26 protein-coding genes are annotated in these 25,312 nt (G+C 70.7%); 11 read left to right on the forward strand and 15 right to left on the reverse strand.

The annotated features are described in order from the left end of the window. Positions 1-179 precede the first annotated feature (179 nt). Positions 180-1,355: an NAD-dependent formate dehydrogenase gene (locus ACFWP7_RS07645; RefSeq protein WP_384377580.1), complete on the forward strand. Its 1,176-nt coding sequence runs from the start codon at positions 180-182 to the stop codon at positions 1,353-1,355. Between the two features lie 54 nt (positions 1,356-1,409). Here ACFWP7_RS07645 and ACFWP7_RS07650 read toward each other — a convergent pair whose 3' ends face one another. Continuing rightward, entirely contained in the window at positions 1,410-1,805 is a 396-nt protein-coding gene (locus ACFWP7_RS07650; protein ID WP_384377582.1) for a molybdopterin-binding protein, read from the reverse strand. Between the two features lie 213 nt (positions 1,806-2,018). Here ACFWP7_RS07650 and ACFWP7_RS07655 point away from each other — a divergent pair, with 213 nt between their 5' ends. Together ACFWP7_RS07655 and ACFWP7_RS07660 are read left to right on the forward strand one after the other, a co-directional pair. After that, positions 2,019-3,551: a serine/threonine-protein kinase gene (locus ACFWP7_RS07655; protein WP_384377585.1), complete on the forward strand. Its 1,533-nt coding sequence runs from the start codon at positions 2,019-2,021 to the stop codon at positions 3,549-3,551. Positions 3,552-3,985: 434 nt separating this feature from the next. After that, positions 3,986-5,011 (forward strand): alpha/beta fold hydrolase, encoded by a 1,026-nt coding sequence (locus ACFWP7_RS07660; protein ID WP_384377588.1) that lies wholly within the window; start codon positions 3,986-3,988, stop codon positions 5,009-5,011. A 2-nt stretch (positions 5,012-5,013) separates the two neighbouring features. Here ACFWP7_RS07660 and ACFWP7_RS07665 read toward each other — a convergent pair whose 3' ends face one another. Continuing rightward, a complete protein-coding gene (locus tag ACFWP7_RS07665; RefSeq protein ID WP_384377591.1) occupies positions 5,014-5,961 on the reverse strand; it encodes a TauD/TfdA dioxygenase family protein in 948 nt (315 codons plus the stop codon). Between the two features lie 146 nt (positions 5,962-6,107). Between ACFWP7_RS07665 and ACFWP7_RS07670 the strand changes: the two genes are divergently transcribed. Both ACFWP7_RS07670 and ACFWP7_RS07675 read left to right on the forward strand, forming a co-directional pair. Beyond that, positions 6,108-6,521, forward strand: coding sequence for a cupin domain-containing protein (locus ACFWP7_RS07670; RefSeq protein ID WP_384377594.1), 414 nt, complete (start codon positions 6,108-6,110; stop codon positions 6,519-6,521). Between the two features lie 141 nt (positions 6,522-6,662). Continuing rightward, positions 6,663-7,328: an SDR family NAD(P)-dependent oxidoreductase gene (locus tag ACFWP7_RS07675; protein WP_384377597.1), complete on the forward strand. Its 666-nt coding sequence runs from the start codon at positions 6,663-6,665 to the stop codon at positions 7,326-7,328. Between the two features lie 49 nt (positions 7,329-7,377). Here ACFWP7_RS07675 and ACFWP7_RS07680 read toward each other — a convergent pair whose 3' ends face one another. The 4 genes from ACFWP7_RS07680 to ACFWP7_RS07695 all read right to left on the reverse strand — a co-directional run bounded on the left by ACFWP7_RS07680 (position 7,378) and on the right by ACFWP7_RS07695 (position 10,833). Continuing rightward, positions 7,378-7,716, reverse strand: coding sequence for a MerR family transcriptional regulator (locus ACFWP7_RS07680; protein ID WP_384377600.1), 339 nt, complete (start codon positions 7,714-7,716; stop codon positions 7,378-7,380). A gap of 573 nt (positions 7,717-8,289) precedes the next feature. After that, positions 8,290-8,619: an SCO5918 family protein gene (locus ACFWP7_RS07685; protein WP_365430183.1), complete on the reverse strand. Its 330-nt coding sequence runs from the start codon at positions 8,617-8,619 to the stop codon at positions 8,290-8,292. A gap of 85 nt (positions 8,620-8,704) precedes the next feature. Next, positions 8,705-10,243: a DEAD/DEAH box helicase gene (locus ACFWP7_RS07690; protein WP_384377603.1), complete on the reverse strand. Its 1,539-nt coding sequence runs from the start codon at positions 10,241-10,243 to the stop codon at positions 8,705-8,707. 386 nt (positions 10,244-10,629) lie between these two features. Continuing rightward, entirely contained in the window at positions 10,630-10,833 is a 204-nt protein-coding gene (locus ACFWP7_RS07695; protein ID WP_055611897.1) for a cold-shock protein, read from the reverse strand. 429 nt (positions 10,834-11,262) lie between these two features. On the opposite strand from ACFWP7_RS07695, the gene ACFWP7_RS07700 reads away from it, so the two are divergent. Next, positions 11,263-12,597 (forward strand): hemolysin family protein, encoded by a 1,335-nt coding sequence (locus ACFWP7_RS07700; RefSeq protein ID WP_384377606.1) that lies wholly within the window; start codon positions 11,263-11,265, stop codon positions 12,595-12,597. Then, on the forward strand, positions 12,594-13,619 hold the full coding sequence (locus tag ACFWP7_RS07705) for a hemolysin family protein (RefSeq protein WP_384377609.1): 1,026 nt from the start codon (positions 12,594-12,596) through the stop codon (positions 13,617-13,619). The genes ACFWP7_RS07700 and ACFWP7_RS07705 overlap by 4 nt, the downstream gene beginning before the upstream one ends. A 36-nt stretch (positions 13,620-13,655) precedes the next feature. On the opposite strand, the gene ACFWP7_RS07710 is transcribed toward ACFWP7_RS07705, so the two are convergent. After that, positions 13,656-15,611, reverse strand: a complete 1,956-nt coding sequence (locus ACFWP7_RS07710; RefSeq protein WP_384377612.1) for an Ig-like domain repeat protein — start codon at positions 15,609-15,611, stop codon at positions 13,656-13,658. Positions 15,612-15,930: 319 nt separating this feature from the next. On the opposite strand from ACFWP7_RS07710, the gene ACFWP7_RS07715 reads away from it, so the two are divergent. The 4 genes from ACFWP7_RS07715 to ACFWP7_RS07730 all read left to right on the forward strand — a co-directional run bounded on the left by ACFWP7_RS07715 (position 15,931) and on the right by ACFWP7_RS07730 (position 19,877). Further along, positions 15,931-16,431 (forward strand): hypothetical protein, encoded by a 501-nt coding sequence (locus ACFWP7_RS07715; protein WP_384377615.1) that lies wholly within the window; start codon positions 15,931-15,933, stop codon positions 16,429-16,431. Between the two features lie 220 nt (positions 16,432-16,651). Then, positions 16,652-17,983: an acyltransferase gene (locus ACFWP7_RS07720; protein ID WP_384377618.1), complete on the forward strand. Its 1,332-nt coding sequence runs from the start codon at positions 16,652-16,654 to the stop codon at positions 17,981-17,983. A gap of 336 nt (positions 17,984-18,319) precedes the next feature. Then, positions 18,320-19,339: an acyl-CoA desaturase gene (locus tag ACFWP7_RS07725; RefSeq protein ID WP_384377621.1), complete on the forward strand. Its 1,020-nt coding sequence runs from the start codon at positions 18,320-18,322 to the stop codon at positions 19,337-19,339. Between the two features lie 136 nt (positions 19,340-19,475). Then, positions 19,476-19,877: a DUF5994 family protein gene (locus ACFWP7_RS07730; RefSeq protein WP_384377624.1), complete on the forward strand. Its 402-nt coding sequence runs from the start codon at positions 19,476-19,478 to the stop codon at positions 19,875-19,877. Here ACFWP7_RS07730 and ACFWP7_RS07735 read toward each other — a convergent pair. From ACFWP7_RS07735 to ACFWP7_RS07770, 8 genes are all read right to left on the reverse strand, one after another. Then, complete coding sequence (locus tag ACFWP7_RS07735; protein ID WP_384377627.1) at positions 19,843-20,436, reverse strand: DUF5994 family protein; 594 nt, start codon at positions 20,434-20,436, stop codon at positions 19,843-19,845. The genes ACFWP7_RS07730 and ACFWP7_RS07735 overlap by 35 nt on opposite strands. Before the next feature lie 189 nt (positions 20,437-20,625). Next, positions 20,626-20,805: a hypothetical protein gene (locus ACFWP7_RS07740; RefSeq protein WP_384377717.1), complete on the reverse strand. Its 180-nt coding sequence runs from the start codon at positions 20,803-20,805 to the stop codon at positions 20,626-20,628. Between the two features lie 22 nt (positions 20,806-20,827). Then, positions 20,828-21,184, reverse strand: a complete 357-nt coding sequence (locus tag ACFWP7_RS07745) for a PRC-barrel domain-containing protein (RefSeq protein WP_384377630.1) — start codon at positions 21,182-21,184, stop codon at positions 20,828-20,830. 237 nt (positions 21,185-21,421) lie between these two features. Further along, the gene (locus ACFWP7_RS07750; protein ID WP_384377633.1) at positions 21,422-21,820 is read right to left on the reverse strand and encodes a hypothetical protein; all 399 of its coding nucleotides are present in this window, start codon (positions 21,818-21,820) and stop codon (positions 21,422-21,424) included. A 171-nt stretch (positions 21,821-21,991) separates the two neighbouring features. Continuing rightward, on the reverse strand, positions 21,992-22,597 hold the full coding sequence (locus ACFWP7_RS07755; protein ID WP_384377636.1) for a hypothetical protein: 606 nt from the start codon (positions 22,595-22,597) through the stop codon (positions 21,992-21,994). Between the two features lie 200 nt (positions 22,598-22,797). Beyond that, positions 22,798-23,514 carry a GAF and ANTAR domain-containing protein gene (locus ACFWP7_RS07760; RefSeq protein WP_384377639.1) on the reverse strand — a complete coding sequence of 239 codons (717 nt, stop codon included), beginning with the start codon at positions 23,512-23,514 and terminating at the stop codon, positions 22,798-22,800. 78 nt (positions 23,515-23,592) lie between these two features. Next, a complete protein-coding gene (locus tag ACFWP7_RS07765; protein WP_384377642.1) occupies positions 23,593-24,447 on the reverse strand; it encodes an ANTAR domain-containing protein in 855 nt (284 codons plus the stop codon). A 91-nt stretch (positions 24,448-24,538) separates the two neighbouring features. Then, positions 24,539-24,973 (reverse strand): STAS domain-containing protein, encoded by a 435-nt coding sequence (locus ACFWP7_RS07770; protein ID WP_384377645.1) that lies wholly within the window; start codon positions 24,971-24,973, stop codon positions 24,539-24,541. Positions 24,974-25,312 lie beyond the last annotated feature (339 nt).

Here is a 25,312-nt window from a genome sequence, read left to right on the forward strand (position 1 = left end):
CGGTACGGCGGTGGCGGAGCGGCTGTCTGGAGGTACGGGTGGCGCAGCCAGCGCCTGGAGGTCGGCGGTGAGATAGCCGCCGGCTATCTCGGCATAGCAACGTTCGCTTTGACCTGCGGATTCGACCCCGAGGATGGTGAAGAGCACCTTCACACAACGGAGTTGAGGAGAGCCGCGACATGGCCAAGGTGCTCTGCGTTCTGTACGACGACCCGACCGACGGATACCCGAAGACGTACGCCCGGGACGATCTGCCCGTCATCGACCACTACCCGGGCGGCCAGACCACGCCCACCCCGAAGGCGACCGACTTCACCCCCGGCCATCTGCTCGGCAGCGTGACCGGCGAGCTGGGCCTGCGCCGCTTCCTGGAGGAGCGCGGGCACACCCTCGTCGTCACCTCCGACAAGGACGACAACGACGGGAGCGGCTCGGTCTTCGACCGTGAGCTGCCCGACGCGGACATCGTGATCTCGCAGCCGTTCTGGCCGGCGTATCTGACCCCCGAGCGCATCGCCGCCGCCAAGAACCTGAAGCTGGCGGTCACGGCGGGCATCGGCTCCGATCACGTCGACCTCGACTCGGCCATCGCGCGCGGCGTGACGGTCGCCGAGGTGACGTACTGCAACAGCATCAGCGTCGCCGAGCACGTGGTGATGATGACGCTCTCGCTCGTACGGAACTACCTCCCCTCGCACCAGGTGGTCCTGGACGGCGGCTGGAACATCGCCGACTGCGTGGAACGGTCGTACGACCTCGAAGGCATGCACGTCGGCACGGTCGCCGCCGGGCGGATCGGGCTCGCGGTGCTGCGCCGCCTGGCGCCCTTCGACGTGAAGCTGCACTACACCGACCGCCACCGGCTGCCGCGCGAGACCGAGGAGGAGCTGGGTCTGACCTGGCACGAGAGCTCGCAGGACATGGCCCCGCACTGCGACGTCGTCACCATCAACGCGCCGCTGCACCCGGAGACGGAAGGCCTGTTCGGGGACGAGCTGCTCGGTGCGATGAAGCGCGGCGCCTATCTGATCAACACGGCCAGGGCGAAGATCGTGGACCGGGACGCGGTCGACCGCGCCCTGCGGAGCGGTCAGCTGGCGGGCTACGCGGGTGACGTCTGGTATCCGCAGCCCGCCCCGGCGGACCACCCCTGGCGCACCATGCCGCACCACGGTATGACCCCGCACATCTCCGGTTCCTCGCTCTCCGCGCAGGCCCGTTACGCGGCGGGCACCCGGGAGATCCTGGAGTCGTTCTTCGACGGCACCCCGATCCGGGACGAGTACCTGATCGTCGACGGGGGCGCGCTGGCGGGCACGGGGGCGCACTCGTACTCGACGTCGACGACGACCTGACGACGACCTGACAGCGACCTGAAGGCGATGACGTCGATCTGACGGAGGCGTGGCCTAGGTGCGGTCGATGTGCACGCTGGTCGACTTCACCCTCGCGGTGGCCTCCATGCCGACCTCCAGGCCCAGTTCCTCGACAGCCTCCCGGGTGAGGAGGGAGACCAGCCGGTGCGGCCCGGCCTGGATCTCCACCTGGGCGGCGACGTCACCGAGTTTGACGGCGGTGACGATGCCCGCGAACGCGTTCCGGACGGAGGTGTAGGAGGAGACGTCCTCCTCGCCGCCGGTCTTCGCCAACTCCACGGAGAACGCGGCCAGATCCCGGCCGTCGATGAGCCGCCGCCCGCCGTCGTCCCGGTGGGTGGCCACCCGCCCGGCGTCCGCCCACCGCCGGGCGGTGTCCGGGCTCACGCCGAGCAGCCGGGCGGCCTGGCCGATTGTGTAGGACTGCATACGCGTCACGATACGGGGAGCCGGCTGCCCGCCTCGCGGAGCGGTCGGGCAACTTGCCGAGACGGTCCCGCAACCTTTGCCGGTTATGGTGTCGACGCGAATCGAACACCACAAAGCAGAGAGAACGTAGAACACCGCACAAAGCACAAAGCACAAAGCACGTGGCGCAAAGCACGTGGCAGGTGGCACGGAGAGAGTCGGCGGGGGCGCGTTGTGTCGGACGAGGGGCGGCTGATCGCCGGGCGGTACCGGTTGGCCGAGCAGATCGGGCGCGGTGGCATGGGCACCGTGTGGCGGGCCCAGGACGAGGTTCTCAGCCGGGACGTCGCGCTGAAGCGGCTGCATGTCCAGCGGCACCTCACCGACGACGAGCTCGCCACGCTCTACGAACGCACCCGCCGTGAGGCGCGCAGCGCCGCCCGTATCGCCCACCCCAACGTGGTCGTCGTCCATGACGTCGTCGACGACGAGGGGCTGCCCTGCATCGTCATGGAGTACGTGCCCTCGACGACTCTCGGCGCGCTGCTCAAGGGCGGCGGGACCGTCCCGCCCGGCGAGGCCGCCCGGATCGGGCTCGGCATGGTCGCCGCGCTGCGGGCCGCCCACGCGGCCGGGGTCCTGCACCGTGACGTCAAGCCCGGCAACGTACTCCTGGGCGCCGGGGGCCGTGTCGTTCTCACCGACTTCGGTATCGCCCTGGCGAGCGGCACCTCGACGCTGACGAGGACCGGCGAGATCGTCGGGTCGATCGACTACATCGCGCCCGAGCGGATGCGGGGCCAGAAGCCGGGGCCCGCCGCCGACCTCTGGGCGCTGGGAGCGACCCTGTTCCAGGCTGTCGAGGGGCGGCCGCCGTTCCGTAAGGACACGGCGGTGGAGACGGCGTACGCCGTCGTCGCCGACCCCCTTGAGCCCATGAAGCAGGCCGGACCACTGGAACCCCTCATCGAAGCGCTGCTGGCCAAGGACCCGGACGCACGGCCGTCCGCGGAGGAGACGGAACGGGCGCTGAGGGCGGTGCCGGTGGTGGCGCCGACGCCGTTCCCGGCCGGTGCGCAGGCACCGGCTCAGGCGCTGCCCGCGCCCACCCGGCGGGAGCCTTCACCGGCGCCGATCCCGGCCCCGGCCCCGGCCCCGGCGGGGAGGAAACGGCGCGCGTTGGGCTGGAGCGCGGTGGCCGTGACGGTGGCCGCCGCCGTCGTGGCGGGCGGGTTCTACGTCGTGTCGCGCCACGACGAGGACGGCGGTACGGGCGGCACCGCCCACGGCACCGGCACGGCGACCGCGTCCGCCCCTCCCCCCGTCCCCGCGGACTTCCACCTGGTCACGGAGAAGACGCTGGGCATCGCCTTTCCCGTCCCGGACAGCTGGAAGCGCGGCAAGGCGACGAGCGAAGAGGTCAACTACGCCGACACTTCAGGCCTCGCCGGTCTCACGATCGACCTCGTGGACCCCGCGGGCCCCAACCCCGTGTCGCACTTCACGAACATCGAGGCGAACACCAAGGTCAACTACCCCACGTACCGGAAACTGCGTATGCAGCGCACCACCTTCCAGGGACAGCCCGCGGCCGTATGGGAGTTCACCTTCGAGGGACGGGTCCGGGCGTTCCGTGCCATCGACTTCGGCTTCGGGCGGGAGGGCGACAGGGAGTACGACATCTATCTCTCGGCGCCCGACAAGCAGTGGGACACTTTCCGACCGGTCTTCGACAAGGTCAAGGCCGGCTTCCGCACGCTCCGTTGAGGGTTCCCCGCCGAGGACGCGCGTCCTCGGCGCCGGGCGCTCGCGTCTCCCGGCGAAGGCGTCGTCCACCGAGGTGTTCCAGCGCTCCGCCAGTACGCCCTTGACCTGTTCGACCGTGGTTCCTCGCTTCGGTATGCGTCGAGTGCACGTCCGAAGAGCCATCTCCCGGCCGGTTACCGATGGTTCGGAGGCGGAAGCTGCACACGAGGCGGCCCGCGGATGCCGACCCATGGACGCCGAGCTGTGGACGCCGGCCCGCGGATGCCGACCGCGGACGCCGAGCTGTGGACGCCCGCCCGCGGATGCCGACCGCGGACGCCGACCCGCGACGCCGACCCGCGGACGGCTGCCGTGGTCACCGACGGTTGGCCGAGCTGAACGATCCGCGTTGCCGAAACGGCAACATCACTCGTCGCGGGCCTGTCATCATCCGCATGATCGAATCGCAGACCGAAACCTCTGGAGGACTGATGCCGCACCCGGTCATGGACGTAACGCACCGGCTGGTTCCCGCCCCCGCGGGCCGGATCCACCTGGTGGAGCAGGGCACGGGCCCGCTGGTGCTGCTCGTGCACGGCTTCCCGGAGTCCTGGTACTCCTGGCGCCACCAGCTCCCGGCGCTCGCGGCGGCCGGGTACCGGGCGGTCGCCATCGACGTCCGGGGCTACGGCCGCTCCTCCAGGCCCGCCGCCACGGAGGCGTACCGCATGCGCGAACTGGTGGAGGACAACGCGGCGGTGGTGCACGCCCTCGGCGAGCCGTCCGCGGTGATCGTCGGCCACGACTGGGGGTCGCCGATCGCCGCCAACTCCGCCCTGGTCAGGCCGGACGTCTTCCGCGCGGTGGGGCTGTTGAGCGTCCCGTACGCGCCGCGTGGCGGCCCCCGGCCCACGGAGATCTTCGCGGGGATGGGCGGCGGGGACGAGGAGTTCTACGTCTCCTACTTCCAGCGGCCCGGTCGCGCCGAGGCCGAGATCGAGCCCGACGTACGCGGCTGGCTCGCGCGTTTCTACGCCGGTCTGTCCGCCGACACCATGCCCGAACCCGGCGCGCCCGACCTGCACTTCGTCGGCCCGGGCGGGGAACTGCTGGACCGGTTTCCCGTCGACGGCCGACTGCCCGGCTGGCTCGGTGAGGACGATCTCGACTTCTACGCCGGGGAGTTCGAGCGAACCGGCTTCAGCGGAGCGCTGCACCGCTACCGGAACATGGACCGTGACTGGGAGGACCTCGCCGACTTCGACGGCGCCCCGATCACCCAGCCCTCCCTGTTCATCGGCGGCGGCCTGGACGCCTCGACCACCTGGCGGGCCGACGCGATCAAGGCCTACTCCACCACCCTGCCCGGCCTGTTCTCCTCCGACATCCTCGACGGCTGCGGCCACTGGCTCCAGCAGGAACGCCCCGACGAGACCAACCGGCTCCTCATCGACTGGCTGGCCTCACTGCCCGCCGCCTGAGGTCACCAGCGGCCGGGCTCGGTCCCCACGATCGGTTCGGAGGGCCTGCCGTCCACGCCGACCGGGATGTCACCGGTGAGCATGACCCGGTGCATCACGCGCGGGAAGTCGAGATGGGCCAGGTCGTTCGGGGCCAGGTGGATGGTGGCGCGGTTGTCCCAGAAGGCCACGCTGCCCGGCTCCCACCGGAAACGGACCGTGTACTCGGGCCTGGTCGCCTGTTCGAGCAGCATCTCCAGGAGCAGCCGGCTCTCCGCGCGGGACACGCCCTGGATCTGCTCCACGTAGTAGCCGTTGACGAACAGCACCCGCTCGCGCGTCTCCGGGTGCACCCGGACCAGGGGATGGCCGGAGGCGACCTGCCGGCCCAGCAGATGACGTACGTACGCGTCGTCGCCCGGCCGCGGCTGATACCCGACGCCGAGCCGGTGCTCGGCGCGCAACCCGTCCACGAAGTCCCGCACCGGCTCCGACAGTCCCGCGTACGCGGCCGCCAGGTTGGACCACGTGGTGTCACCGCCGTACGGGGGTACGGTCTCGGCGCGCAGGATGGTCGCGGCCGGCGGGTCGATCCGGGCGCCGTGGTCGCAGTGCCAGCCCCTCAGCAGGGTGTGCCGGCGCCGCTCCAGCCACTCGGCCTGGTCCATGCCGTACCGTCCGCCCAGCTCCAGCCGGTCGGCCGTCGTCTCCACCTGGGGAAAGCCCTCCGGCGACGCGCTCCCGCGCTTGCCCGGCGTCACCGGCTCACCGAACCGCCGGGCGAACGCGATGTGTGCCGCGTGGTCCAGCGGCTGGTCCCGGAAGAACACCACCTTCCAGCGCAGCACCGCCGCCCGGATCGCCGCGACCACCGCGTCGTCCAGCGGCCCGGCCGCCAGATCGACGCCCGTGATCTCCGCGCCGATCAGCCCCGCGACCGGCTTCACCTGGACACTCTCAGCTGTTGTCATCTGCGCTCCGTCGACCGTGATTTCGACCCTGCTTCCGACCCTGATTTTGTCTGCGTCGAAAGAATCATGGACGGTCCTCGGCTCGTTGGGGCGTACGTCGTGGGTCATAGTCTCGATGAGACGAAGCGAGCGGTCAGGAGATGTCCATGGAGATCCTCAAGCAGCAGCCCACCGTCAAGGCCCCGGCGGACTGGTTCACCGGCGATGTCTGGTTCGACGTCATCTACGCGGGCCAGGAACCCTCCCGGATGCGCGCCAACATGGTGCGCTTCTCCCCCTGCGCCCGCACCGCCTGGCACGCGCACGCCGTCGGCCAGACCCTGCACATCGTCTCCGGGACCGCGCTGATCGGCACGCGCGACGGCACGGTCATCGAGGCCCACCCCGGCGACACCATCCACACCCCGGCCGGGCAGGAGCACTGGCACGGCGCCGCTCCGGACCGCTTCATGGAGCACCTCGCGCTGTGGGAGGGCCTCGGCGACGGCACCCCCGAGACCGAGTGGCTGGAGAAGGTCAGCGACGAGGTGTACACCGCCCCGCGCAGCAGCACGCGCTAAGCCGGGCGCGGCCCCGGACGAGTACGGGGGGGACGGTCCTGCCGGGATGCGCGCCGGGCCGGCAGTCGGGATGCTCGTTGAGGGCCCCTGTGCAGGTGCCCCTGCCCGCCCCGCCGCCCCGTTCCCAAGGAAGCCCCACTCATGACCACCATCGCCATCATCGGAGCGGGACCCGGACTGGGCGCCGCCGTCGCACGGCGGTTCGGCCGGGAGGGCCATGACGTCGCCCTCATCTCGCGCAGCCGTGAACGCGCCGAGGCCCTCGCCGCCGGCCTGGCCGACGCCGGCGTCACAGCGCGCGGCTTCGCCGCCGACGTACGCGATCCGGAGGCCCTCGAAGCGGCGCTGGCCGCCGCGGCCGCGACGCTGGGCCCGATCGAGGTCCTGCAGTACAGCCCGATCCCGCATCGGGACTACATGCGGCCGGTGCTGGAAACCGCCGCCGCCGATCTGGTGGGCCCGATCGAGTTCTCCCTGTACGGGGCCGCCACCGCCGTCCGTGAGGCGCTGCCCTCGATGCGGTCGTTGGGGCGCGGCACCATCCTCTTCGTGAACGGGGGTACCGCCGTCGTTCCCCACCCCGACCGGGCCGGCACCTCCATCGCCTTCGCCGCCGAGAGCGCGTACGGCCACCTGCTGCACGACACGCTCGCCGCCGACGGAATTCACGTCGCGCAGCTCGTCATCCCCGGCGCGATCATCAAGGGCCACGACCGAAAGGACCCCTCGGCGCTCGCCGACACCCTGTGGGGCATCCACCGGGAACGGCACGGGTTCCGGCACTACGCGGACGACCTCGACAGCTGATCCGTCTCCGGCGATCCGTCTCGGGCACGGCCCGCGTCCCGGCGCTCGGTCAGCTGGAACTGTCAGTCGTTTCCTTCGCGGCGCGGCGGTACTCGGCGTTGATGCGCTGAGCCTCCTCGAGCTGGTCCTCGAGGATGACGATGCGGCAGGCGGCCTCGACCGGGGTTCCCTTGTCGACCAGCTCGCGGGCGCGGGCGGCGATCCGCAGCTGGTAGCGGGAGTACCGCCGGTGGCCGCCCTCCGAGCGGAGTGGAGTGATCAGGCGGGCCTCGCCGATGGCCCGGAGGAAGCCGGGCGTGGTGCCGAGCATCTCGGCGGCCCGGCCCATCGTGTAGGCGGGGTAGTCGTCGTCGTCCAGATGGCCACTGAGCGGAGTATCTGCAGTCATTTCACCTCGATGTGCAACGCGTCGAGGGGCCCTGGCGCCGTACGGCACCAGGGCCCCGAAGGAAATTCAACACCATCGGTCGGCCTTACCGTTGCGCCGACCTTCTGTTTCCGCTGCCCGGTCTGAGACAAGGACGGGACTGCGGGGATCGCGGATGCGTGACCGGGGACCACCTTCCAATCCAGGGGTCTTGCGGTACCCGGGCCGGATACATCTCGGTCCGGGCGATCCAGATGGCGTCTGCTCCTCCGTCCTTCCTCTGGTTCGGTCTGTCCGTTCGTGCTTGCCGGGTCTCGCTCGACCGCGGCTACGAGAGAAACCTTAGCCACGGCGCGAGCCAATGTCTACTCTTGTCAGAGTAGATTTCGGCGCGCAGGGAAGGTCAATATTCTGCTCCTTCGACCGGTGGGAAGCGGTGGGGAACTCGTTGGGGACCCGTGAGGAACCCGGTGGAACGCGAAGAGGGCCCTGCCGACGCGCGTCGGCAGGGCCCTCTTGGCTGTATCGCTGTACGTACAGCTCGTTGAACTGGTGTGGCGTGTGGCGGGGCGCGGGTTCCGCTCCCGCCCGTCCTCAGACTTCCAGCGGAGCCGGGCTGCCGAGCAGCGCCGACGCGTTCTGGAGCGGAGTCAGGGGGCGCGGGGCGGGTGCGGCGGGTGCGACCGCCTCCTGGCCGCCGCGGCAAGTGAAGCCGAGGCGGGCCATGGCCCGGGTGACCTCGCCGCTGGTGAAGTCGCGGCGGTCCTGCCGGGTGATGACCTCGCCGACCTGCTTGGCGGGGTAGTGGCAGCGGCCGATGATCACGGACTCACCCGTGATCGGCTCGGGCTTGACACCCTTCATCGTTTCCAGAACCCCGCTCTTGGTGAGGTCGAACGGGAAGCGGGCGATGACACAGCGCATGATGCCTCACATGGGAGGGGGAGGAAGGGGACGAGCTGCTGACCGGGGCCAGGGCCGGGGTGGGTGGAATGGTCCACCGGCGTCGCTAGGCCGCCGGGTTGGCGGCGGGCCGCCGCTGCCCGGTGCGGCCGCGACGACCACGGGAGGACGGGGACGACGAGGAGGAACCGCCGCGTCGGCTCCGCTCCACGACCGGCGCCTTGATGACGACCGGGATGCCCGAGGGGGCCTGGGAGCCCGTGATGCGGTTCAACTCCGCCTCACCTGAACGCACTTGCGTGTTCTGCGGGGTGATGCCGGCGGCGGCCATCAGCCGGGTCATCTCGCGGCGCTGGTTGGGCGTCACCAGCGTGACGACGCTGCCGGACTCGCCGGCACGGGCCGTACGACCACCGCGGTGCAGGTAATCCTTGGGGTCGGTCGGCGGATCGACGTTGACGACGAGGTCGAGGTTGTCGACGTGGATGCCGCGCGCCGCGACGTTCGTCGCCACCAGCACCGTCACATGCCCGGTCTTGAACTGGTCCAGGGTCCGCGTGCGCTGCGGCTGGGACTTGCCGCCGTGCAGGGCGGCGGCACGGACGCCGCTGCTCAGCAGGTGCTCGGTCAGCCGGTCCACCGCGTGCTTGGTGTCCAGGAACATCAGCACCCGGCCCTCGCGCGCCGCGATCTCGGTGGTCGTCCGGTTCTTGTCCGCGCCGTGCACGTGCAGGACGTGGTGCTCCATGGTGGTGACCGCGCCCGCTGACGGGTCGACGGAGTGGACCACCGGGTCGGTCAGGTAACGCCGGACCAGCAGGTCGACGTTCCGGTCCAGGGTGGCCGAGAAGAGCATCCGCTGGCCCTCGGGACGCACCTGGTCGAGCAGCGCGGTGACCTGGGGCATGAAGCCCATGTCGGCCATCTGGTCGGCCTCGTCGAGGACGGTGATGGCGACCTGGTTCAGCCGGCAGTCGCCACGGTCGATGAGGTCCTTGAGCCGGCCCGGGGTCGCGACGACGACCTCGGCCCCGGCGCGCAGCGCACCGGCCTGCCTGCCGAGCGACATCCCGCCCACCACGGTGGTCAGTCGCAGCCGCACCGAGCGGGCGTACGGGGTGAGGGCGTCGGTGACCTGCTGGGCGAGCTCGCGGGTGGGGACGAGGACAAGAGCCAGCGGCTGGCGCGGCTCGGCACGCTGACCGGCCGTACGGGCGAGCAGCGCGAGCCCGAAGGCGAGGGTCTTGCCCGAACCGGTGCGGCCACGGCCGAGTACGTCACGACCCGCGAGGGAGTTCGGCAGGGTCGCCGCCTGGATCGGGAAGGGCACGCTCACGCCTTCGTTTCCGAGCGCGGCCAGCAGCGGCGCCGGCATGTCGAGATCGGCGAACGCCTCGACGGCGGGGAGACCAGGTGTGATCGTCTTCGGCAGTGCGAACTCGCCCTGCAGCGCGGCCGGCCGGCGTCCGTAGCTTCCCCCGCGGCTCGGAGCACCGGAGCGGCCGCCGCCGCTCCTTCCGGAACCGGAGCCACCGGAGCTACCGGAACCGGAGCCGCCGGAGCCGTATCCCCCGGAGCCGGAGCCTCCGGAGCGGGTGCGTGCGAAGCGATCATTTGTGCGGGTACGTGTGCGGTCGCGATTCAATGCGGAACCTTCCTTGATATGGCACGTATCAAGGAATTCCCGCAGCGAATGAGCAGCGCAGAGAATCGCAAGAACGAGCCGAAGACAATGCGAGACCGAAATCGGTCGGCAGTAAGTACTCACCGGATACGGCACCGAATTGAATGGCGTGATCCTGGTGGTGGGACCGGGTATTGCGTGCGGGCGGGTCCAACTGAACTCGTGGATCCCGCGGATCCGACGGATATCAATCCGGTTCGACAGCAGGTCTGGCAGGCGGATTGAAATCCGATGCCTGTCCGTCATGGTGTCCGGATGGCATCCGGAGCGGGTCCGTGTACGGAAACGCAGCGAGCTGGGGCCCGCACCCCAAGGTGCGGGCCCCAGCTGCGAAGTAAGCGTCAGCGTCAGGCGGGAACGATGTTCTCGGCCGTCGGGCCCTTCTGGCCCTGCGCGATGTCGAAGGTCACCTTCTGACCTTCCTGGAGCTCGCGGAAGCCCTGGGCGGCAATGTTCGAGTAGTGGGCGAAGACGTCGGCGCCGCCGCCGTCCTGCTCGATGAAGCCGAAGCCCTTTTCCGCGTTGAACCACTTCACGGTACCAGCAGCCATGTTGAAATCTCCTTCGGGGCGGTGCTCGGACTGCACACTGTGCGCACTCCGTGTCGCCGTGATGATTACCCTCAGGATTTTCTGGGGACCACAACTGCAACTGAGATCAACAGTAGCACGCTGCGACCGGCGATGTGTGATAGGTAAATCTGTTCCGCCGGTCGACGGAAAAACCCTCATCGTGCCTCGCGGTAAATTCTCACTTTGCTGTCACAGATATTGCCTCCCTCGGGCTCCAATGTTTCTGTCGGGGTGTGGGCCGGCGGCGGAGGCGGGGTGCCGGGCAACTTTGCGATCCCTTTACACTGGACGGGACCTACGACCACGAGTCCGACCGAGGAGCGACGGTTCCGCGATGGGTGAACCTCCCAGTACCAGCCGTGCCACATCCCGCCCGCCCGGCATGTGCAGGGGATCGGGGGTGGCACGGTGACCGAGATCCTGCTGTTGCTCCTCGCCCTGCTGCTCACGCTCACCTGCGCGCTGTTCGTGGCGGCCGAGTTCTCCCTCACCACCGTCGAGCGCGGTGATCTGGAGAGCGCCGCCGAGGCGGGTGAGCGCGGCGCGGACAGCGCGCTGAAGGCGGTGCGCCGGCTGACCCTCCAGCTGTCCGGCGCACAGCTCGGCATCACCGTCACCTCGCTGGTGATCGGCATGCTCGCCGAGCCGTCGTTCGCCACGCTGCTGCGCGGTCCGCTGGAGGCGGTCGGCCTCGGTGGCGCGGCCTCAACCGTCGCGACCCTGCTCGGCGTGGTCATCTCCACCGTCGTGCTGATGGTGGTGGGCGAGCTGGTGCCGAAGAACTGGGCGATCTCGCGTCCGCTGGCCGTCGCGAAGGTGGTCGCGGGCCCGCAGCGGGGGTTCACGGCCGCGTTCGGGCCGTTCATCCACCACCTCAACAACACGGCGAACCGTTTCGTACGCCGAATCGGTCTCGAACCCGCCGAGGAACTGGCCACCGCCCGGGGACCCGAGGAACTGGTCGCGCTCGCCCAGCACTCGGCCGCCGCGGGCGCGCTGGAGGCGGACTCCGCGGAACTCTTCGTCCGCACCCTGCACCTGAGCGAGCTGACCGCGGAGAACGTGATGACCCCGCGGGTGGACGTGCGCGCACTGGAGGCGCGCGCCACGGCCGCCGACGCCGCCAACCTCACCCACGCCACCGGACTGTCCCGCTTCCCCGTCTACGCCGACAGCCTCGACGAGGTCATCGGCACCGTCCACATCCGCGACGTCCTGGCCCTGGAGCCCGCCGAGCGGGCCGTCACGCCGGTCACCGCGCTGGCCACCGCCGCGCTCCTGGTACCCGACAGCCTGCCCGCCGACCGATTGCTCGAGCGGCTGCGCGAGAGCCGCACCATGGCCGTCGTCATCGACGAGTACGGCGGTACGGCGGGCGTGGCGACGGTGGAGGACATCGTCGAGGAGGTCGTGGGCGAGGTCCGCGACGAGCACGACCCGATCGAGGCCCCCGACCTGCTGCCCGCCACCGCCACCGAGGACGGCCGCGCGGTGTGGGAGGCGGACGGCAGCGTACGGATCGACGAGCTGACCGGCATGGGGCTGACCGCGCCCGAGGGGCCGTACGAGACCGTGGCCGGACTCATCGCCACCCGCCTGGCCCGTATCCCCGCCGAGGGAGACACCGTCGACCTCGACGGCTGGCGGCTGACCGTGCTGGACGTCGAGCACCACCGGGCCGACCGGGTCCGCATCACCGAACCGGCGGCGGCAGCGCGGCGGATCACGGAGGAAGCCCAATGACCGTCGTCCAGCTCGCCATCGGCGCCCTGACCCTGCTGACCAACGCGTTCTTCGTCGGGGCGGAGTTCGCGCTGATCTCGGTGCGCCGCGGCCAGATCGAACCCCGCGCCCAGGAGGGCGACAAGCGGGCCCGGATGACCCTGTGGGGGCTGCGGCACATCTCCGCGATGATGGCCACCGCCCAGCTCGGCATCACCGTCTCCTCGCTGGTGCTCGGTGCGGTCGCCGAGCCCGCGATCGCGCATCTGCTGGAGCCCGCATTCCGGGCGGCGCACATCCCGCACGGCCTGGTGTACCCGATCGCCTTCGTCATCGCGCTGACCGTGGCGACGTATCTGCACATGCTGATCGGCGAGATGGTGCCGAAGAACATCGCGCTCGCCGCCCCCGTGACCACGGCGCTTTACCTCGGCCCGCCCCTGGTGGCCCTCACCCGGGCCCTGAAGCCGGTGGTCTTCGGGATCAACGCCTTCGCCAACGTGCTGCTGAAGCTGTTGCGGGTGGAGCCGAAGGACGAGGTGGAGTCGGTGTTCACCGACGACCAGCTCGCCCGCATGGTCGTCGACTCCAGCGCGGCCGGACTGCTCACGGCCGCCGACGGCGAGCGGCTGCGCGACGCGCTGGAGCTGGGCACCCGCCCGGTCGGCGAGATCCTCGTGCCGGTGCCGAAGATGCGCACGGTCGACCACACGGTGACCCCGGCGCGCCTGGAACGGGCGGCCGCCGACGCGGGCTTCTCGCGCTTTCCGGTCACCGGCGAGGACGGCACCCTGCTCGGCTACCTGCACATCAAGGACACCCTGGGCGTCGCCGACCGCGACCGCCCCTTCCCGCCCGCCACCCTGCACCCCGTCACCCGGGTCCGTATCGACACCCCGCTCGACGACACCCTCACCGCCCTGCGCGCCATGGGCAGTCACCTGGCCGCCGTCACCGGCGAGAAGGGCGCGGTACTCGGCTTCGTCACGATGGAGGACGTGCTGTCGGAACTGGTCGGCCCGGCCCCGGCCACGCGCACGTGACCGGAACCGGGCCGTCAAGAACCCTTGCGGGGCGGGCTAGTTGGAGAAGTAGAGGTACTTCCAGGAGCCGTACGTCGTCGAGTTCACGGTGTCGCCGGACGAGCCGTTGATGTACGCCGACCGCATCCGCGCCCGGATGCCGGACTCGCCGGGCGCTCCGAGGCTGACCGCCGACTTGCCGTTCGTGGCGAGGGCGAAGTACTCCGAGCCGGACTTGTACCAGGAGCCCTGGTAGTAGACCTCGAGTTCGAGGCGCTGCTTGCGGCCGGGGTAGTACGACATGGTCGTCGTCAGCACCGGGTCGGTGTTCTTGTGGAACCAGTAGTACGACGTCGAGCCGATCTTGGCCGTCTTGTAGTGCTTGGAGACGGAGGTCGAGACCTTGACCCGGGCGAACGCCGTCACCTTCACGGTCCTGGGCGCGTAACGCGCGTCGCCCTTGAAGACCGCGGTGATGTCGGTGTCCCGCGTCATGTCGACCCAGGCACCGATGTCGCCCTTGGAGTTGACCTTCCCGGTCTTGAGCAGCTTGTTGGGCTTGTCGCTGCCGAAGGGGTTCGCCCAGATCTCGACCGTGCGGTTCTTGTACGTCGAGCCGAGGTGCGCGGTGAAGGCGACGTCGGTGCCGTAGTTGTAGACCTTGCCGTTCTTGTTCAGGCTCAGCGCCGGCTTCGCACGGGAGACCGTGACCTTGTCGGACGCCGTGGCCGTGATGTGCTCGGCGTCGCCCGCGTAGGTCACCTTGTATGTGACCGTGCCGCCGGCCGGCGGGGTGTCATTGAAGCTGTACGTGCCGTTCGACTTCACCGTGACGGCGGGCAGCGCCTTGCCGTTGGGGCTGTCCAGGTCGGTGCGGGTGACGGCCAGCTTGGCACCGGCCGGGAGCGGCACGGTCGCCGAGAGCTTGCCGGTGACGGTGAGCTTCTTGGCGCGGGTGGCTGTCGCGGGGGCGCTCACCGTCAGGGTGGGGTTGTTCATCGTCGGCTGGGTCAGGATCTTGACCGTGTAGCCGTTGCTGCCCAACACCAGGGCGAAGATCCGCGAGGAGTCCGGCGACCACGTCACCGTGGACGCGACCTGCGTGCCGGTGCTGTAGGTGCGGACCGGCTGGGTGGCGTTCGGCCGGTAGACCGCCACCTTGGTGCCGTTGACCTGGGCGACCAGGCCGTTCGCCGCGACATCGGCCTCCTGCCCGGACGGGTAGGAACCGGACTCGGTGAACTTCCCGCCCGCGTAGGCGTCCCGGACCGCGCCGTTGACCAGCACCTCGTCGGCGCCGGCGACGAGGTCGATGTCCCCGATGCCGTCGTTCAGCGTGTAGTCGCCGTTGTACCAGGCGGTGAGCCGCGCCGTGCCGTCCGAAACGTCGACGACGGCCATCGAGTCCGTGGAGATGCCGGTCTCGCCGATGGCCAGCACGCCGGGCCGGCCCGGGTCGGTGTCCAGCAGCGCCTGGCCCCAGATCCCGGACGAGGTTCCCTCGGTCGGGAACTGCGTCATCGTCACCGGGTCGGTCTCCCCGGCCGGGTCCACCGCCGGGTCGACCGAGCCCAGGTCGCCGTCCCACTGGTCGCCATACGTGAACCACACCTTGCCGCCGGCGAAGGCGAGCGAGCGCGGGCCGGTGTCGGTGGGGACGGTGTAGCGGGTCTCGACGTCGAGGGTGGCCGCGTCGATCGCCACGATCTCGTGGCTGTTGGGCAGGGCCGCGTAGAGGGTGGCGCCGTCGTCGGACACCGTCAGGCCGGCGACCGTACCGAGGCCGCTGACGGTGTCCAGAAGGGTGCCGGAATAGTTGGCGGCGTGGATCCTGCCGTACGTGCTGTCGGCGACGAAGACCCGCTGGAGGGGGCCGTCGGCGACCAGCGCGCCGGGCGAGGAGGTGGTGACCGGGACGGCCGCCGAGGCCGCGCCGGTCGTGGCGACGCTCAGCGCCGCCGAACTGAAGAGAACCGCGAGCGCCGTCGCGGTCGAAATGCTGCGCCTGCGCACAGTGATGTACCCCCACAAGAAAACCCGGTGGATGGCCGGGAGTTGAGAACGCCGCGCAACACCCGGACATGACCGCCGAAATGCGGTGACGCCGGGGCGCGGCTGCTGTCAGCAGCGTATGGCATGCCTGTGACAGATGAGGAGGGAGTTTCCGGTGAACAGATTCGAGCCGGGGTCGGGAGCGCCGCGACCGTCGCATTCCCGGCGATGTGCCGACGCGGCTGAACCGCACGGCCGTCTCTCCCGTCTGACAGGCCAACACGTGGGCGGCGTACGGCTGTTCACTCACCAGGCACCGCGCAACCGCTGGAGGCACCCCATGGCCATGGTCGGCCTGTTCTGGATCACCGAGGACGCCGTGTACGTGGGAGCCGAACCCGTCGGGACGGCGTCCGGGGTGCGGCTGACGGAGGGCGGGGTCGAGACTCTGGGAGAGGGCAACGGCGCGTTCTGGAGATGGGACGAGGTACAGGGGATCGCGGTAGGCGACCTCGTCGTACGGTCCGCGGGCCGGCGGCTCGTCTCCATGGCCATCGACTCGCTGGTCGTGCTGGTGACCGGCGACGGCGAGTTCCCGCCCGCCTTCACCGTGCACGTGGAGGCGGCCGACGACATCGTCGCGGTGAGCGCTCTCCCGGCTGTCTCCGGTGGGATCTACCTCCAGGTCGAGCGCGAACTCTCGGGCATCGTGCTCGACCGCCTCGCCGACGGCGGCGCGTCCGTCGGCGACCTCCTCTCCTGGCGGCGCGAGCAGGCCGACGACAGCACCCCGCGCCGCGAGGAACGCGAGGCGCTGCTGCGGAAGTGGTCGGGGGAGTAGCTCCGGCCGGAGCTTCCGTGGTCGCTCTCCAGGTGGAGCCTGAGCGGGTCCACGCCGTAGGCACCAGCGTTCGGGGCCTTGCTGAGCAGCGCGTGGCCGAGGTTCGCGCTCCTTCTCCGTGCCACCGCGGTGCGCGGATCATGTCGTACCGGGCACGAATCGGTTGCGGCCCGGACTTCCCGCCGCGGTCCCCGTCGGCAGTGCGGCAACATCACGACGTATGAGCAGAGACCGCTACGTCGACTTCCTGCGCGCGTGGGCGATCGTGCTGGTGGTGCTCGGCCACTGGCTGATCACCGCGCTGGTCCGGGAGCCCGGCGGGGAGATCGCCGCCCCGGAGCTGCTGGCGACGATTCCCTGGACCCAGTGGCTGACCCTCGGGTTCCAGGTCATGCCGCTGTTCTTCCTGGCCGGCGGCCATGCGGCGGGCGGCTCCTGGGCGCGGACCCGGGCGGCGGGCGGCACCGCCTCCGGATGGGTGGGAGGACGGGCGCTGCGGCTGCTGCTTCCGACGGCCGCCTACAGCGCGTTGGTGCTCTCGGCCGTCGGGATCTGCTCGGCGGTGGGCGTGGACCGGGACACCCTCGCGCTGGTGGGCTGGGCGATGGCGATGCAGTTCTGGTTCCTTCCGGTGTATCTGCTGCTCAGCGCCCTGACCCCGGCGCTGCACGCGGCACACCGCCGCCGGGGGCTCGCCGTCCCCGTGGCGCTGGGCGTGGTCGCGCTGGTGGCCGACGTACTGGTCGTGAAGGCCCACACGCCGTACGTCGGACTCCTCAACTACGTGCTCGTGTGGGGTGTCGCCTACCAGCTGGGCTTCTGCTGGCGGGACGGACTGCTGACGGCGGGGCGCGGGCGCACGTCGGTCGTGATGGCGGCGGGCGGTGGGCTTGCCTTCGCCGCGCTGATCACGCTCGGGCCGTTCCCGGTCAGCCTCATCCTGGTGACGGGGCAGACCCCCAGCAACACCAATCCGCCGTCGGCCGCGATGCTGGCGTGGGTGGTGGCCCAGGCCGGGCTGTGCCTGCTCGCCGCACCGGCCCTGCGTCGGCTCCTTGTCCGCGAGCGGGTCTGGCGGTCGGTGCGGCCCGTGGGCGGCGCCAGCATGACGCTGTACCTGTGGCACATGCTGCCGGTGCTGGTCGCGGCCGCCGCCTTCTACCTGACGGGGCTCGCACCCCGGCCCGAGTTCGGCTCGGTGGCCTGGTGGGGGCTGCGGGTGCCATGGCTGCTGGTGCTCGGCGTGATCCTGGCCGGTGTGGTGACGGCACTGCGGCCGCTGGAGCGCGGGCTGACACTCCTGTACGAGCGGACCAGGCCGGACGCCGGCCCGCACCGCCCCTGGCCGCTGTGGCTCGGCCTGGCGGCGAGCATCGCCGCGCTGACCCGCTTCGCCGTGCGGGGGTTCGCGTACGACGGCCGGTTCCCCGTCCTGCCCGCGCTCGGCCTGGCACTCGGCACGGCGCTGGTGATGGCCTCCGGACGGGCGGCGGTGCGCCGAAGCCCGGGCAGGCCCAGGAGCCCCGAGGACGTGCTGGAAGAAGCCGCCTGACGTCGGGCCGCCGGTCACCGACCGCCGAGGCCCGGCTCCTTTCGGGCACCCAGGAGTACGGTTGAGTCGCGAGGACCGTTCGTATGCCGGTGCTCAGGCCGGTGTCGGCCTCGCGGTTCTCCCGCATCGACCACCCGGGGTGCTTCGCGCTCGGGGCAGCTTCCGCCCTGCGACCACCGAAGCCCTTCCCTTCCCCGACCGGCGTGGCTCCGCCGGCTCTTCGCCTGTGACGAAGGCCCGGCCCTCAGCCACCCGGCCGCCGCACATCACCTGTCGTTTCACCGGAGCAGCCCGTGACCCCGGCCGCACCACTTCCACCGAGGTCAAGGAGTTCCGATGTCGCTCAGTTCCACCACGTCGAACACGCCCCAGCCTGTCCAGGAACAGGAACCGGGTCAGGAACACGAACAGCAATTCGCGTACGACGGGCACGTCCCCTTCCCCGACGATGTTCCGGCGCCGCCCCGCGACAGGGGTGCGCGGATGTACGTCAGCGTGACCGCGGCGATCGTCGTCCTGCCGTTCGTGGTGCTCGGCCTGGCCGGCTGGCTGCTGTGGGGCAGGCTCATCCACCCCGTCGACATCGTCGTCGCGGTGGTCTTCTACACGGTCACATGTCTCGGCGTCACGGTCGGCTTCCACCGTGGCCTCACCCATGGCGGCTACCGGGCCGTCCGCCCCCTGCGCATAGCGCTCGCGATAGCCGGTTCGATGAGCTTCCAGGGTGACGTCATCGGCTGGGTCGCCACCCACCGTCGCCACCACGCCTTCACCGACCGGCCCGGCGACCCGCACTCCCCGTACCGCTACGGCACCCATCTCTCCGGCCAGCTGCGCGGACTGCTGCACGCGCATGTCGGCTGGCTGTTCCGCAACGACGTGACACCCGCCGAGCGGTACGCCCCCGACCTGCTGGCCGACCGCGACATCCAGGCCGTCTCCCGCGCCTTCCCGCTGCTGTGCCTTCTCACCCTCGCCCTGCCGTTCGGCCTTGGCTGGGCCATCGGCGGCAGTTGGCTGTACGGCGTAACGGCCTTGCTGTGGGCGGGACTTGTCCGCATCGCGGTGCTCCACCACGTCACCTGGAGCGTCAACTCGCTATGCCACATGATCGGCGAGCGCCCGTTCAAGACCCGGCGCCACGACCGGGCCACCAACCTGTGGCCGCTCGCTCTGCTCTCGTTCGGTGAGAGCTGGCACAACCTCCACCACGCCGACCCCACCAGCGCACGGCACGGCGTCGACCGCGGCCAGATCGATCTCTCGGCCGAGGTCATCCGCCTCTTCGAACGTCTCGGCTGGGTGAGCGAGGTGCGCTGGCCGGCGCCGGAACGCGTGGCCGCCCGCCGGGCGTGATCACCCGGGCCCACCGATTGTCGTACGGCAGTCCGTCGCCGTACGGAAGCCCATAGCCGTACGGCAGTTCGTGGCCGTACGGATTCCGTAGCCGTACGGGCAGTTCGTCGCCGTACGGCAGGCACCAGGAGCCCTCATGGCCATCGCACTGCAGGACCCGCTCCCCCCGCACCCCCTCCTCCGCCTGCGACTCGCGCCCCGTGGTGGCCTGCCGCATCCCATCGACGGTGCCTGGTGGCCTCGCTCGTACGACCTGCTCGCTGAACTCCCGAGGCTGCTCGCCGGGTTGCCGCGCGCCTGGGGTCACATCGGCAGCGTCACGGTCAACGGGGCGACCTGGGCCGCGACGCCCGGCCGGATGCTGGTCCTGGACCGGGTGGTGCGGCTACACAGATCCACCGCCGTGTCCGCCCCGCACACGGTCTGTCTGCTCGCCCCCGGCCGGGGGCGCTGGGACCTGCTGGTCGTACCGCCCGACACTGCGCCGGACACCGCCGAGCCGCTCATGGCAGCAGCCGCGGGATCTGCTGGGCGCTGAGGGCCACGGCGGCGGCCGGGTGGGGCGAGGGTCCGTCCTCGTCCTCCGAGATCTCGTCGGTCCCCTCGGATTCATGGCTCCGGTCGGCCTCGGGGCTGCCGTGGAGGGCCAGTTCGGCCGCCATGAGCGCGCTCGCGGTCGTCGCGGGGCCGGTGCCCGTGCTCGCGGCGGCCATCAGGCGTGCCGCTGCCGGGGCACCGGTCTCCGGCGGGACCACCAGCAGGTCCCAGGAGCCGGCGGTGTAGGACAGCAGCAGGATCTTGTGCGGGTCCAGCTCCCGGGTGAACCAACCGATCTTCACCGCATGGCCGTTGACGGGCACCATGCGCGGGATGACCGGCCAGTGGGTCGGGTTGACGGCGATCCGGGTGATCCGCCCCCACAGGGGGTCCAACACCTCGGCCAGAGTGGAGAGTTCGGCTGTCAGGTCCCGCGAGCGGGGCCACCAGGCGCCGTCCAGCAGTCCTTGGGACGCGCCCACGGGCTTCAGCGCGAGGCGGGCGGCCGGAACCCTGAAGGGCACGATCCGCAGCGGGGGATGGTCGGTGGTCGCGGACATCGCGCGAACCTGTCTCCCGGCCGGCGCTCATGGGCAGCGGCCCGGTGTTGTCACTCGCCGAGAACGACACCGGCGTGGCGGCCGGTGCGCGGCATACTCTCGATGCGCCCACGCTACTCTCCCGGGCCGCCGAAAGGACGCCGGCGGGAGACGGGTTCCGAACCGTCCTTCTTCGGTCGCCGGGACCGGTCAGCGCAGGGGGCGCCGCCGGGCGCGCCGGGACAGTCGCACGGTGGCGAAGGACACGTCGGCCACGAGTACCAGGATGCCGATGATCAGCAGATAGCCCAGACCGTCGGCCGCCGCGCCGATGATTCCCAGCACGACGGCCACGAGCGCGAGGAGCAGGAAGAGCACCAACTCGAACACCTCCCTTGGGCCGGACGGGCGATCAGCGGCGCGCGAGCTGCCGCTCGCCGCCCGCGCCGGGCTGATAGGCCAGGCCGTAGTACTCGAAGATCCCGGGTTCCTGCTCGGCGGGCAGGACGTCGTCCGTGCCGATCGAGGGAGCCTTGCGCACCTGGTTCCGGTCGTAGGAGACCTTGACGTAGCCCGGCCCGAGGAGTGCCTTGTCGAGGGGGACGAAGACCAGCCGCCGTCGGGTCGGCAGCCCGGTCAGGACGGTGACCACGGACGGTTCGTCGGTGGCGGTGTCCACGTAGACCGCTTCGAGCACGCCGATCTTGTGCCCCTTCGGGTCGACGACGTCATGGGTGCGCCACTCGCGGATGTCGGCTGCCTGGATCATGCCGTCTCCCTCCTGCCGAGCCCACGGCTGCGGCAACGACTCCGGCGCGGACACGCCGGAGTCGGCCTTCCGGGCGGCCGCACGTGAGAGTGCGCCGACCCGCTGTCCATTTTACTGCGCATAGCGCTTCTTGGTATATTTATCTGTTTCTTCCCATTTACCGGAATTGATGCAATCGGTGGGTGGGAATGCCGGAACCGGAATTCTCCGTACGGCTACGGCTCGAATGCCGGCCGCCTAAATGCGCAGCAGCCGCTGTGTGATCTCCCGGTACTGCCTCAGCGCGAGCCGGAGCTCGGTAGCCCGCGCCTCCGGGTCCTGACTCCGGTCCTGACCTTCGCTCTGACCTTCGCCCTCTTCGTGTTCCCGCTCCTGCTCCTGCCATGCGGCGTGCAGGTCGCGTCGCCGTTCGGCGAGGGTGGTCACGAGCTGGGCGGTGGCTTCGTCGAAGGCGGCCTCGGCCTCTTCCAGGGCCCGGGTCGGGTTGTCGGCGAAGGTGTTCAGGGCCTTCTGGAGGCGCAGGGTGAGCTGGTTGCGTTCGTCCGAGGGGAGGAGTGGTTCGGGGCCCGGGGTGCGGCGCTCGGCGCGGCCGGGGAGGTTGCTGGCGGGCTGCTGGGCGCGTGTCTGGTCGTACATCGTCGTGTGCCACTTCCCTGTGCTTCGTGCCGGCGAGTGCCCACGAGGTGTGGTCGCGGCCGGGGTACGGGCGGCTGGTGGACGGCGGGCACGCCGACACTACGCCTGAAGGCCGGCCGGACGAGCCGGGCGAAGCGGCCGGTGCGGTCCTGCGGGGCCGGCTCCCGTCGGCTATTCGGGCCGTTGCGTCCGGGCATTGTGGGCCAGGCCGTCGGGATGGGCGGGCGAGCGCTCCCCGAGGGGGAGGACCAGGACGCGCAGGACCGCGGGACCGGGCGTGGCCGGCCGGTGGATCCGGCCCACCTCCTGCCAGCCCCAGGTCTCGAAGGCGGCGCGCGCCGGACGGTCGGACGGGTCCGCGAGGGTGGCGCCGAGGGACGCCTGGTGGTCGTCGAGCAGTCGCTCCTGGAGCCGGCGGGCGAGCCCGCGGGTGTGTTCGTGCGGGTGGACGAGGGTTTCGAGGATCGCGAAGACGTGCCCGGAGGCGGTCAGCTGTTCCAGGTTCCGCGGAAGGGGTCCGTCGAACCCCTCCCACCAGGAGCCGTCGCGCGGCACCGGGTATCCCAAGACACAGCCGGTCAGGGCCCGCGCCTCGGCCACCAGCATGTCGAATCCCGGCAGTTGTACGCCGTCCGCCAGGCGTTGCAGGAAGTCCTCACGGCCGCGGAACCCGTCGCCTGGCCGGGTCTCGGAGGACTCCACGTACAGATCCGCCAGGTCCTCCCGCATTCCCTCGGCCTGCCAGCGGTTCAACCGGCGCAGGCGCACGACGTCCATGGGGGAGAGCGCTGAGCTTTCGGGGGTGTTGTCCGGTTGCCGGGAAGTGCGCATGGGCGCCTCGGTTCAGGAGACGTACGGGACAGCCATCAAGGCCGACTGACGTGGTGGCGCCGGGGTCCGGGACGTCCACTTACCAGCGTACTCCCGGACGGGCGCCGCGCCGGGGCCAGTTGGGCCGGTGGACTTCGGGACGCCTGTCAGGGCACCAGGCCGGGGAGGGGCTCGGAGTTGTCGATGAAGGCGCGGGCCACGTCGGACAGCCGGCGGTTGTGGGAGCGGGCGTAACTGCGCAGTGCGGTGAAGGCGCGTTCCATGTCGATGCCTTGGCGTTCGGCGAGCTTTCCCTTGGCCTGCTCGATCAGTACGCGGCTGTTCAGGGCCGACTGCAACTGCTCGTTGAGGACGGTGTTGCGGTGTGCGGAGCGCTGTTGCAGCAGGCTGATGGTGGCGACGTCGGCGAGGGCCTGGGCGAGGGGTGCGGCGGCCGGGTCGAAGGGGCCGGGGGAGGCGCGGAAGAGGTTCAGGGCACCCACGACCTCGTCCCGCAGGCGCATCGGAAGGGCCTGCACCGCCCCGAACCCACTGAGCCCGGCCTGGACGGCGAAGCGCGGCCAACGCGCGGTCTCCGCGGCGAGGTCGGTGACGATCACCGGTGCGCCGGTGCGGAAGCAGTCGAGGCAGGGGCCGTCGTCGTTCTGGAGCTGGAAGAGCTCCAGCAGGCGTACCTCCTCGTCGGAGGCGGCCATCACCCTCAGTTCGCCGTCCCGGTCGGCGAGCAGCACCCCGGCGGCGCTCACGTCGAGCAGACCCACGCAGCGGTCGGTCAACAGGCGCAGAAAGTCGATCAGGTCGAAGTCGGCGACCAGGTTGTCCGCCAGTTCGACGAAGGTCCTGGCAAGGAGCTGCTGATTCATTCTGGGCACCCTCAGTCGGGACTGTTCCCGCCGGGACGGGGCGGGAGGTGCGGCGCGTTCGTCGGTGGCACCGGTGCGTCAGGGTTCCTCGTCGGTCCGGTCCGCCACCGGCCCGGTCGCCGTTTCGGCCTCGGTCCCAGTCTCGGCCTTGTGTTTGGTTCTGTCTCCTGATTCCGGCGCCGTCCCTATCTCTATCCCTATCTCTGTCCCTCTTACTGTCCCCGTCTCGTGGGAGAAGAGGAGCCGGCGTGCCACCACGTCGGCGGCCACGTCAGCGAGGCGGCGTTCGTGGGCGTAGGCATGGGCGCGGAGCCGGACGAAGGCTTCTTCGATGCCGACGCCGAGTTGGACGGTGAGCATGCCGGTGGCCTGGTCGATCTCCGCCCGGTACGCGCCCAGGTCCTCGATGGGGCCGAGCGGCCCGCCCGTGGCGTCGATCCGCGCGTCGAGCAGCACGAGGGTCGCAAGATCGGCGAACGCGAGCGCGTCGGCGAGTTCCTCCGCGTTCAGCCGTACCGGGTCGTGGGCGTACAGGTCCAGAACTCCGGGGCTGATCGCCCCCACGAGCAGGGGGAGCGCGAAGACGGCGGCCGCGCCGGCTGCCAGGGCCGCTTCGACGAACACGGGCCAGCGGCCCTGCAGTTCCGCGGCGCGCAGATCGGACGTCAGGACGGCCGAGCCGCGGTTGAAGGCGTCCACGCAGGGGCCCTCACCCAGAGTCAGCTGCAGCTCCTCCAGCTGCTCGCTGATGGCGTCGGTGCTCCACAGAGGATGGCTCGCCGCGGTCCTGGACATCGCCGACACCCCGGCGCCGCCGACCGGCAGTGCGATCACGGCAGCGGTGCACACGTCCACCACGCCGACCCGCCCGCCCCGCAGGGCCGCCTGTTCGGCGACGAGCGACTGGATACGGGCCGACCGGCTGTCCGGCATCACCCGGGCCACCAGGTCCAGGCATGGTCGGCCGGTTCGTCCGGCCGTGCGTCCGTCCGTTCCCCGACGGGACCGGGTTGGGGCCGGGCGGTCACAGCACGCCCCGGGCGGCGGAGATGACCGTGACGAGTCGGCGCAGGCCCTGGAAGGAGAGCAGGGTGGGTGAGGCGGCGGGGGTGGTCGGGTGGGAAGACGCTTTCGGCGTGGACGGAGGGCGCACGAGCAGGAAACCCGTGTCGGTGACGTCCACGATCACCAGCAGTGTGTACGGCGGGTGATGCAGTCGGAGGGAGCCGCCGGCCTCGACGGTGTGCTGCCACGCCTCGATGAAGACGTTCAGTCCGCTGCAGTCGCAGAAGGTGAGGGAGGCGAGGTCGACATCGATCGTGCGGACGCCGTCACGCAGGCATTCCTCCAGCGTCTCGCGTACCCGGGAGGCCGTTCCCAGGTCGATCTCACCGGCCAGGGTGATCAGAGACCGTTTCTTCCTGTCGTGCCGATGGACGTTCAACTGGGATAGGGGCATGACGCCTCGGTTCGGATGACCGCCCGGACGGCGAACGCGGTGGCGGCGCCGGACTCCCGGCACCTGGCGTGCTCCGGAACGGTCGGGTGTACGTTCGGCGGAGAAGGGTCGGCGGTCGGTCCGGCAGTCTCTGCACCGGACGTGTGAACGGCCCGCCTGCCTCCAGGGCGATACGCCGGGCGACCGGGCCAAGGGCTCGTCCCCCACAGCGATCTGTGCTCAGCAACAACACGCCGCCGAGGTCTGGAACGTCTGCGCTCACCATAGCTCTCCCCCATGCCCGGGTGGCCGTCTGTGGAGGACGGATACATGCCGGCTCCCGAACGACGGTGCCCGACG

This window comes from Streptomyces sp. NPDC058470 (assembly GCF_042721055.1).
Lineage (GTDB): Bacteria > Actinomycetota > Actinomycetes > Streptomycetales > Streptomycetaceae > Streptomyces.

Bases quoted from the DNA above. Each gene is read 5' to 3' on its own strand.
- ACFWP7_RS07645 (WP_384377580.1), top strand. From the start codon at position 180: ATGGCCAAGGTGCTCTGCGTTCTGTACGACGACCCGACCGACGGATAC.
- ACFWP7_RS07650 (WP_384377582.1), bottom strand. From the start codon at position 1,805: ATGCAGTCCTACACAATCGGCCAGGCCGCCCGGCTGCTCGGCGTGAGC.
- ACFWP7_RS07660 (WP_384377588.1), top strand. From the start codon at position 3,986: ATGATCGAATCGCAGACCGAAACCTCTGGAGGACTGATGCCGCACCCG.
- ACFWP7_RS07665 (WP_384377591.1), bottom strand. From the start codon at position 5,961: ATGACAACAGCTGAGAGTGTCCAGGTGAAGCCGGTCGCGGGGCTGATC.
- ACFWP7_RS07670 (WP_384377594.1), top strand. From the start codon at position 6,108: ATGGAGATCCTCAAGCAGCAGCCCACCGTCAAGGCCCCGGCGGACTGG.
- ACFWP7_RS07675 (WP_384377597.1), top strand. From the start codon at position 6,663: ATGACCACCATCGCCATCATCGGAGCGGGACCCGGACTGGGCGCCGCC.
- ACFWP7_RS07680 (WP_384377600.1), bottom strand. From the start codon at position 7,716: ATGACTGCAGATACTCCGCTCAGTGGCCATCTGGACGACGACGACTAC.
- ACFWP7_RS07685 (WP_365430183.1), bottom strand. From the start codon at position 8,619: ATGCGCTGTGTCATCGCCCGCTTCCCGTTCGACCTCACCAAGAGCGGG.
- ACFWP7_RS07695 (WP_055611897.1), bottom strand. From the start codon at position 10,833: ATGGCTGCTGGTACCGTGAAGTGGTTCAACGCGGAAAAGGGCTTCGGC.
- ACFWP7_RS07705 (WP_384377609.1), top strand. From the start codon at position 12,594: ATGACCGTCGTCCAGCTCGCCATCGGCGCCCTGACCCTGCTGACCAAC.
- ACFWP7_RS07715 (WP_384377615.1), top strand. From the start codon at position 15,931: ATGGCCATGGTCGGCCTGTTCTGGATCACCGAGGACGCCGTGTACGTG.
- ACFWP7_RS07720 (WP_384377618.1), top strand. From the start codon at position 16,652: ATGAGCAGAGACCGCTACGTCGACTTCCTGCGCGCGTGGGCGATCGTG.
- ACFWP7_RS07725 (WP_384377621.1), top strand. From the start codon at position 18,320: ATGTCGCTCAGTTCCACCACGTCGAACACGCCCCAGCCTGTCCAGGAA.
- ACFWP7_RS07730 (WP_384377624.1), top strand. From the start codon at position 19,476: ATGGCCATCGCACTGCAGGACCCGCTCCCCCCGCACCCCCTCCTCCGC.
- ACFWP7_RS07735 (WP_384377627.1), bottom strand. From the start codon at position 20,436: ATGTCCGCGACCACCGACCATCCCCCGCTGCGGATCGTGCCCTTCAGG.
- ACFWP7_RS07745 (WP_384377630.1), bottom strand. From the start codon at position 21,184: ATGATCCAGGCAGCCGACATCCGCGAGTGGCGCACCCATGACGTCGTC.
- ACFWP7_RS07750 (WP_384377633.1), bottom strand. From the start codon at position 21,820: ATGTACGACCAGACACGCGCCCAGCAGCCCGCCAGCAACCTCCCCGGC.
- ACFWP7_RS07755 (WP_384377636.1), bottom strand. From the start codon at position 22,597: ATGGACGTCGTGCGCCTGCGCCGGTTGAACCGCTGGCAGGCCGAGGGA.
- ACFWP7_RS07760 (WP_384377639.1), bottom strand. From the start codon at position 23,514: ATGAATCAGCAGCTCCTTGCCAGGACCTTCGTCGAACTGGCGGACAAC.
- ACFWP7_RS07765 (WP_384377642.1), bottom strand. From the start codon at position 24,447: ATGCCGGACAGCCGGTCGGCCCGTATCCAGTCGCTCGTCGCCGAACAG.
- ACFWP7_RS07770 (WP_384377645.1), bottom strand. From the start codon at position 24,973: ATGCCCCTATCCCAGTTGAACGTCCATCGGCACGACAGGAAGAAACGG.